At 34.3% G+C, this 779-nt stretch carries 1 protein-coding gene; it reads right to left on the reverse strand.

The window, feature by feature from the left end; translation table 11 throughout:
- On the reverse strand, nucleotides 1-458 hold a 458-nt coding region (locus B2U95_RS02420), incomplete at its 3' end, for a DEAD/DEAH box helicase family protein (RefSeq protein ID WP_296312298.1).
- Nucleotides 459-779: the final 321 nt, after the last annotated feature.

The raw sequence follows: 779 nt of genomic DNA on the forward strand, positions 1-779 counted from the left end.
CCAACTTCAATAGAAATATCAAACTCATCAATCACCAAGGTTTTAATGAATTTGGTAGTAAAACGTGCTTGTTCAAAATGATCTGCTAAACGTCCTGGAGTACCTATTAAGATGGCTGGTGTATGTTTCAGTTCTGTTTTATCTTTCGCAATAGATCTCCCTCCATAAATAGCATTGGCTTTATAACCAGATCCCATATTTCTAACCACAGTTTCTATCTGAATCGCTAATTCTCTTGAAGGCACAATGATTAAGGCTTGTACTTCTTCACATTCTGGATCTAAGCGTTCTAATAAAGGCAATAAAAAGGCTAAGGTTTTCCCCGTTCCTGTTGGAGATAAGAGTATGGTTTTATCATTTTCTTCAATCGCCTCTATAGCGGCTACTTGCATTGGATTGAGCTCGTAGATATTTAATTTCTCGAGAATATCTTGTTGCGCTTTGATGTTATTTGCCATGACTATGTATTATATTTCTTTTGGAGTCGTCCTCTTTAGGGTTTTCCGTTCGAATTCTTTTCAAAATCTTTTGCAAAGGTAAGAATACTGTGCTTACAAACTAAACAAATAGCTGCTTGTCAATCTTGAAAGCATTTAACCCAAATAAAGGCAACATCTCTAAAAGATGTTGCCTTTATAACGCGCCAATAATTAAGTTTAGGATTTACGTCTAATCAATTTAGATTTATTTCCTTTTTTAAGTTTTAAATTGTAAGTAAATGTTGCTTCTCCTTTTTTAGAGTATAGGATAGTACAATTACTCTTATCAAAAGCCCATCC

The sequence above is a fragment of the Winogradskyella sp. UBA3174 genome (genome assembly GCF_002364335.1).
GTDB lineage: Bacteria > Bacteroidota > Bacteroidia > Flavobacteriales > Flavobacteriaceae > Winogradskyella.